7 protein-coding genes and 1 riboswitch are annotated in these 6980 nt (G+C 33.6%); all 7 genes read right to left on the bottom strand.

Annotation, left to right across the window (positions count from 1 at the left end; genetic code table 11):
- Positions 1-144 precede the first annotated feature (144 nt).
- The 7 genes from AC1Q7N_RS04410 to AC1Q7N_RS04380 all read right to left on the bottom strand — a co-directional run bounded on the left by AC1Q7N_RS04410 (position 145) and on the right by AC1Q7N_RS04380 (position 6668).
- Entirely contained in the window at positions 145-2109 is a 1965-nt protein-coding gene (locus tag AC1Q7N_RS04410; RefSeq protein WP_002438166.1) for a fructose-1,6-bisphosphatase, read from the bottom strand.
- Between the two features lie 173 nt (positions 2110-2282).
- Complete coding sequence (gene uptA / locus AC1Q7N_RS04405; RefSeq protein WP_001831584.1) at positions 2283-2897, bottom strand: undecaprenyl phosphate transporter UptA; 615 nt, start codon at positions 2895-2897, stop codon at positions 2283-2285.
- Between the two features lie 107 nt (positions 2898-3004).
- Positions 3005-4003, bottom strand: a complete 999-nt coding sequence (thiF, locus tag AC1Q7N_RS04400; RefSeq protein ID WP_001831616.1) for a thiazole biosynthesis adenylyltransferase ThiF — start codon at positions 4001-4003, stop codon at positions 3005-3007.
- Between the two features lies 1 nt (position 4004).
- Positions 4005-4772 carry a thiazole synthase gene (locus AC1Q7N_RS04395; RefSeq protein ID WP_001831506.1) on the bottom strand — a complete coding sequence of 256 codons (768 nt, stop codon included), beginning with the start codon at positions 4770-4772 and terminating at the stop codon, positions 4005-4007.
- Position 4773: 1 nt separating this feature from the next.
- The gene (gene thiS / locus AC1Q7N_RS04390; RefSeq protein WP_001831588.1) at positions 4774-4974 is read right to left on the bottom strand and encodes a sulfur carrier protein ThiS; all 201 of its coding nucleotides are present in this window, start codon (positions 4972-4974) and stop codon (positions 4774-4776) included.
- Positions 4958-6076, bottom strand: coding sequence for a glycine oxidase ThiO (thiO, locus tag AC1Q7N_RS04385; protein WP_002438170.1), 1119 nt, complete (start codon positions 6074-6076; stop codon positions 4958-4960). The genes thiS and thiO overlap by 17 nt, the downstream gene beginning before the upstream one ends.
- Positions 6069-6668, bottom strand: coding sequence for a thiamine phosphate synthase (locus tag AC1Q7N_RS04380; RefSeq protein ID WP_002438172.1), 600 nt, complete (start codon positions 6666-6668; stop codon positions 6069-6071). Before AC1Q7N_RS04380 ends, thiO begins: the two co-directional genes overlap by 8 nt.
- Positions 6669-6737: 69 nt before the next feature.
- A riboswitch (TPP riboswitch) is annotated at positions 6738-6847 on the bottom strand.
- Positions 6848-6980 lie beyond the last annotated feature (133 nt).

Genomic DNA, 6980 nt, shown 5'->3' with positions numbered 1-6980 from the left:
AATAAAGAAGCCAGTAAATGAATTTATAATAAACTCATTTACTGGCTAATTTGTTAGAAATTATGTCCCAGCCTCTTTCAATTTAAGTTATTAGGAGATAAGATATGTTATTACACATCAACTTACAAAATATGTTTGAAGATATTATGTTAAATATCGGTCGTGCATTAAAATTTTGAGGATATCAATTTGATCTTGAAGTTGTTTACCGATATTGGTATCTCTAATTTTTTTACGTTGCAATTCTTCATCTACAACGCGTTTCACTGACAATTCATCTGCCCCCATTGATAACACTTTTTCTTTTCTATTGAACTCTTTATGTGCAACCAATTGCATACCAAATGAATTATATAAAAGTGTGTATCCGGCAATACCAGTTGTTGATTGATAAGCTTTTGAAAATCCTCCATCTATGACTAACATTTTACCATTAGCTTTAATTGGATCTTCACCATCAATTTCTTTAACAGGCGTATGACCATTTATGATACGTCCTTCATCTGGATTAAGACCAAAATCCTTTAACATTTTACGTATCATATCAACATCTTCACGTAAGTAATAATAAGGATTTTTCTCCTCTTTATGAGATGCTTTATCTTCTATAAAATAACGTTCAAACGTTGTCATGGCACGTTTACCAAATAAAGATGAATATTTACCTGTCCAAAGATACCATACTAAATCTGTAGAAATGTCTTCGGTAGATTCTTTATGGTCAAAAGCTCTTCTTACATGATATTCAAAAACATCGAGTAGTTCACGACCACTTAAACGTTCACCTTCAATTTCAAATGATTCCATTTCTCCATTTTCATCGACGGGAATACAACCGTGAATTAAAAGGTTGCCATTATATGGAAGATATAATTTTCCTTTTCGCATAAGGAAAGACATATGACGTCTTAATTTTTCAGATTGTTGGAATGAAAGTAATAGCTTATCCATAACTTCTTTTTCCTCTGCTAGTAACTCAGCGGGATTGTTAGGGTTTACAGTTTGGAAACAAGTATCTTTAAGCGGATATGTTTTATTATATATAGTGATTTCATTATTATCATAATCTATTTTTTCTAAAACTAAACGTTCTTCCATCTCAAAAGAAGGACGGCGCTTAATAATAGGCATTTCAAGTTTAAATTGAATCATCGCAATTGCTTGATGAATTTTTGTGATTTGACTTTCTTCGCGTTTTGTAAGACTGACGTCTTTATCTGGTCGTTTCTTAGGTTTAAACGCTGGGTTTTCAGCATCGTAATACTTTTCAGCAAGCGTAAGTAAAGGACGTAGATTGATGCCATATGCATCTTCGATAATATCTAAATTATCATAACGTGCACAGATTCGTAGTAGGTTAGCAAGACATACTTTTGAACCAGCATAGGCGCCAATCCATAATACATCATGATTTCCCCATTGGATATCTACAGAATGATAATTTATTAATGTATCCATAATTTTATCAGGTTTAGGACCACGGTCATAGATATCGCCCACGACATGAAGATGGTCTACGACTAGACGTTGTACAGTATAGGAAAGGCCAATGATCAAATCATCTGATTGTTCTAATTCAATAATTTGGTTAACTAATGTTTCATAATAAGGCTTTTTATTATGAAATTCATTGCTCTTGTAAAGTAGCTCTTCAATAATATAAACGTATTGTTCAGGTAATGCTTTGCGTAATTTTGAACGTGTATATTTTGATGAGCAATATGTAATTAAATCAATTAATCGTTGAATGGTTGTAATATACCAAATATTTAATGTTCCGATTGAATCGAAATTATTTTTAACTAATTTTAGTTTTTCTTCCGGATAGTATACTAATGCTGCTAAGTCGTTGATTTCTTGCTGGGATAATTTATCTTTGAAGATATCATTAATTTTAGCACGCACATTTCCAGATCCGTTTCTTAAAACATGTTGGAAAGATTCGTATTCACCATGAAGGTCACTAACAAAATGTTCAGTCCCTTTAGGTAATTCTAAGATTGACTCTAAGTTAATAATTTCAGTAGCAAGTTTTTCTGCACTGTCAAATTTTTGTGAGAGTAAATCTAGATATTTTTGTTTCATTTCACTTTCTGTAATATGGGTCATGCATAGTCACCTCTAATTATATTTTCCGACCTAACGATACGATTATTTATAATAATGCGCTTACATAGATTATCTTGAAAAATCAATTAATTTTCAATAATTGCGTATCATAAAATTAAAATTAATAAAAAAGCTAAGTTAACCGTTAAGAAACGGAAAACTTAGCATAACATTTATTTAACACTCCGACGACGTTTCATTAAATAACGTATAACAAAATATATGACTGCAATAATAATAATGACATACATGATACGTGAATATGTATGAATACCATTCATCAAAGCGTCAAAACTGTCACTGAGCAAACGACCGAGCAGTATTAAAGCAAAATTCCAAATTGTAGTACCTATTAAAGATAAAGTTGTAAACTGTATAACGTTCATTCGATTAATGCCAGCAGGTATTGTAATTAATACTCGAAGTACTGGGACAAAACGACATAAAAATACAGCCCATGCACCATACTTTTTAAACCAATCATTTGCCCGTTTCAAATCTTTACTTTTTAACTTCATCCACTTACCATGTCGATCAACGAAACGATATAATTTCTCTTCTGAGATAAGTCTACAAATATAATACAAAATGAGTAAACCAATGAATGAAGCAATTGTTGCTATGATTAATAATGTCCAAATAGATAAGTGTGATTTCACAGATAATAAGCCTGCAAAAGTTAAAATAATCTCAGATGGAACGACAGGTAATACGTTCTCTAATAAGATTAAAATGAATATCGCTGTATAACCCCACTTACTAATAAAATCAGTGATAATTTGTTCCATACAACGTTAGTTTCTCCTTTTAAATTAATCGAGTTGTCGTAAACTTGATGTTAAGTATAAGTCATTTTAACAAGAAACAGGTTGAAAGGGTAACAATCTTACTTTAATTAGCGTATGGATTTTAACAACGTATTGTATAGGTGATGTGCTTCTTCATCATTGTGTATACCATATGCATTCATACGACCATCTTTAAACAAGGTGAATTCATAAGTTTGATATTGAATTAATTTGGCAAAGGAAGTAGATTTCACCATATTCCCAGGGAAATGGGCAGCGTGTTTAAAAGCTTTAGGTGGGAATCTAAATAAATAAGCATTCCCACACAAGTCCTCAATAGTACGTTCTTGTTGGCTTTCTAGTAACGTATATTCATGTTTTTCACACACTGGGCAATCTTTATTTTTGAGTGCATCTACATTCATTGACTTATAATTGATATTAAATGCATCAATAGTGATTAATTGCTTTGAAAATCCTTTTCCTGAAAGATAACGTACGGCCTCTGCTACTTCATAGCTTGCAATCATTGATATAACAGGGGGAATTACGCCATTAATAGCGCAACTTTCCCCTGTGTCAGGAATTGTTTGCAATAAACATTTTAGACATGGTCCTTGGTGATCTATTCCATATACTGATCCTTTACTACCAACAGCTGCACCATAAACCCATGGGATTTGATACTTGTGACAAACCTCATTAATCAGGTATCGTATTTTGAAGTTATCCATGCCATCAATGATGATGTCTGGTTCGACATTTTTTATCAAATTTTCGATATTTGATGAAGTAACTTCTAAATCATAAGTTGTTAGATTGACATTTATATTAATTTGATTAACCTTATGCTTGATTGCTTCAACTTTGGATATTAAAGTATGTGCGTCTTCTTCATCGAAGAGTGTTTGTCGATGTAAATTTGAAATTTCAACAATATCCATATCGACGATTGCAATATGATGAGCCCCCATGCGTGCGAGTTGATCTACAATATGGCTTCCTAAAGCACCAGCGCCAAAAATAAGTATTTGAGAGGAGGATAGCTTTTGCTGACCCTCTTCTCCAAATGGTGCAAAGCGTGTTTGACGTTCATAACGCGACATTTTACAAGAACCCTAAACCTTCTGATGGACTAGATGCTTGTGCAGTATACTTAACAGGAATGCGTCCAGCTTCATATGAAAGTCTGCCAGCATTTATACCTAATTTCATTGCTTCAGCCATTTTCACAGGATCTTTTGCCGCTGAAATGGCTGTGTTGAGTAAAATACCATCTGCGCCAAGCTCCATGGCATGACACGCATCTTTAGGGGAACCAATACCAGCATCTACGATTACAGGTACACTAGCATTTTCGATAATATAACTTAAATTTAATGGGTTATTAATACCTCTTCCTGTACCAATAGGGGATGCAAGTGGCATAACTGCGTGTACACCCAATTCTTCTAAACGTTGAGCTAAAACTAAATCGTTAGAGATGTAAGGACAAACAGTGTAACCTTTTTCTAACAATACTTTGCATGCCTCGTATGTTTCGAATGGATCAGGTAATAATGTTTCGTCATCACCAATGACTTCGACTTTAATCATGTCACATACACCTGCGTGATTAGCAATTTCAGCAATTCTGATAGCTTCTTGAGCTGTTTTGGCACCTGCAGTATTTGGAAAAGTGATAAAATCTTTTAAATTAACGTTTGCAAGTGGGTTAGGTAGGTTACGATCATATAAATTCATACGTCTTACTGCAAATGTAAGTACATTTGTTTCAGATGCCTCAATTGCTTTTGACTGAACCTCTTCATTTTCAAATTTTCCAGTACCTAAAAGTAAACGAGATTGTAATTCTAAATTTCCTATTTTAAACATATTAACCGCCTCCAACAATTTCTAGTAATTCTAATCTGTCGTCTTCTCTTACAGTATATTCTTCATATTTGTCTTGCTTGATAAGTTCTTTGTTTAGTTCAACAATCACTCGTTTTGGGTCTAATTCAAGTGAATGTAAAACCTCTTGTATCGATTGATTCTGATCGAAAGTGAAGAGGTCGCCATTAATGATACACTTCATGATTATTCCTCCTTGTAACTGTAAAACTTGAATAACGTGATGGTTTAATACCAGAAAGTAGCCAATTGGCAATGTCACGACCGATAATAGGTGACAATAATATTCCGTTTCGATAATGACCACTTATCACGTATAAGCCATCATCAATTTGATCCATGACTGGCATTTCTTTTTCTGTGTATGGTCTTACTCCTGACCATTTCTTCAGTATATGACTGTCTTTTAGTTGAGGGACACGATGATATGCATGGCGAAGAAGCCAATCCATACCTTCATCTGTAGTACCGACAGAATAATTATTAAATTCACTCGTCGCACCAATTAAAAAACGATTGGGTTGTTTTGGAACGATGTAACAACCATTAGTCATAAATAATGTCTCAGTAAGTGAAAGATCGTTATTTTCTAATAAGATAACTTCACCTTTAACGCCAATCACTTGTCGTTGTAGATGATATTGTGTTAATAATTGCGAAGACCATGCGCCACCTGCAACGATAATTTTGTGCGCTTCAATTGTTGAAGATTGATCGGTTTTCACTGAATAATAGCCATTATGCCGTTCTATTGAAGTGACCTCTGTAGACTCATAACGCTTAATCTCTCTTAACTTCATTGATTCTACTAATGCCAGTGTGTAATGATGTGCATTAATTTGACCATCGTGTGGTATGTGAATGGCCGCGTATGAAGGTTTAACTTCACCATGTGTAAGTTGTAGCAAATCATCATCTGATAATTGTTTGACACTACGGTCTTGACTATTCAGAAATTGATATTGTCGTTTTATAGATGAGATATCATCGTGTTCATTAGCAATTTTGATAAGTCCTGAATTTTTAAATTGAATGTCTATGCCTGTTTCATCTAATAATGATTTACTTAATTGTGGAAACATAGCACGAGATTCGATGGCTAATTGAAACAAGTCACTATCCTCTGTAAATTCATTTTGTGCACCAAGCATACCTCCAGCTTTATATGACGCATGCTTTCCAGGTACATCTCTATCTATGACTGCAACATCTAAGTGTGTTGCACTGAGGTGTCTAGCAATTGACATACCAATAACTCCTGAACCAATGATTAGTACATCATGCATGAGTAGACCACTCCTTTCTTAATTGTTTAATTTCTTCTAGTGAAGCATTGTTAAAATATGATATGGCACATATACCTTTAAATCCAGGTGGCATCTTTTGAAGTGAATGTTCATTAATACCACCAATAGCATAAATAGGGATAGGAACATTTAATGCCTGTTGGATAGCTTCTTTAGAACGCGGTGGTACATTTGGATGTGAAGAGGTAGGAAAAATATGTCCAAAAAAGACAGAATCCAAACCATTTTCGTAACATCGTTTTACTGTTTCAACGTCATGTGTAGACATACTTACACAAATATCAGGATGAGCTTCTTTATATGTGAAAGCAGTTGTGTCATTTTCTTTAAAATGGATACGTTTAAGGTGTAAATCCTCTAACAGTGTCACATCGCTATGAATAATTATTTTATCTTTACTAAAACCCAATTGAAGTAAAGATTGAATCATGTCCTTGTTTTCTTCGTTATTCATGGAAGTGCGAAATAACAAGCCATCAATAGCTTCTTCGATATGTTTATAATGCTGTAAATCGTCCCTAGTCAGTTGTTTATGATATGTAATCGCAATAAATATAAATATCCCCCCCAATTTCTACAATAAAAAACGCCATTTCCCTTATATTGGGAAATAGCGTTGAGCTTTAGTATGACTTCATAAAATTGAGCGTCGCCACTTCCCTACGCCAGTATGAACTGGATCAGGTTCCAGGAATTATAAAGTCAGTTCTTTACTCTCAGCCTTAAACAAAGGCACTTCCAGTGGTTAAATATGAAATTAATTTACAAGATATTAAATGTTTCGTTTACAATATTTTACTACCTTTAATAAAAGACTTCAAATTTCTTTACAATTTCTATTAAGAAGATTGTAGATATCGTATTCATTTAAAAGTTATTATTA

Source organism: Staphylococcus sp. GW823-FHT05F06 (assembly GCF_058795495.1).
The sequence above is the reverse complement of the archived record's forward strand: the minus strand, read 5'-3'. Positions and strand labels throughout refer to the sequence as shown.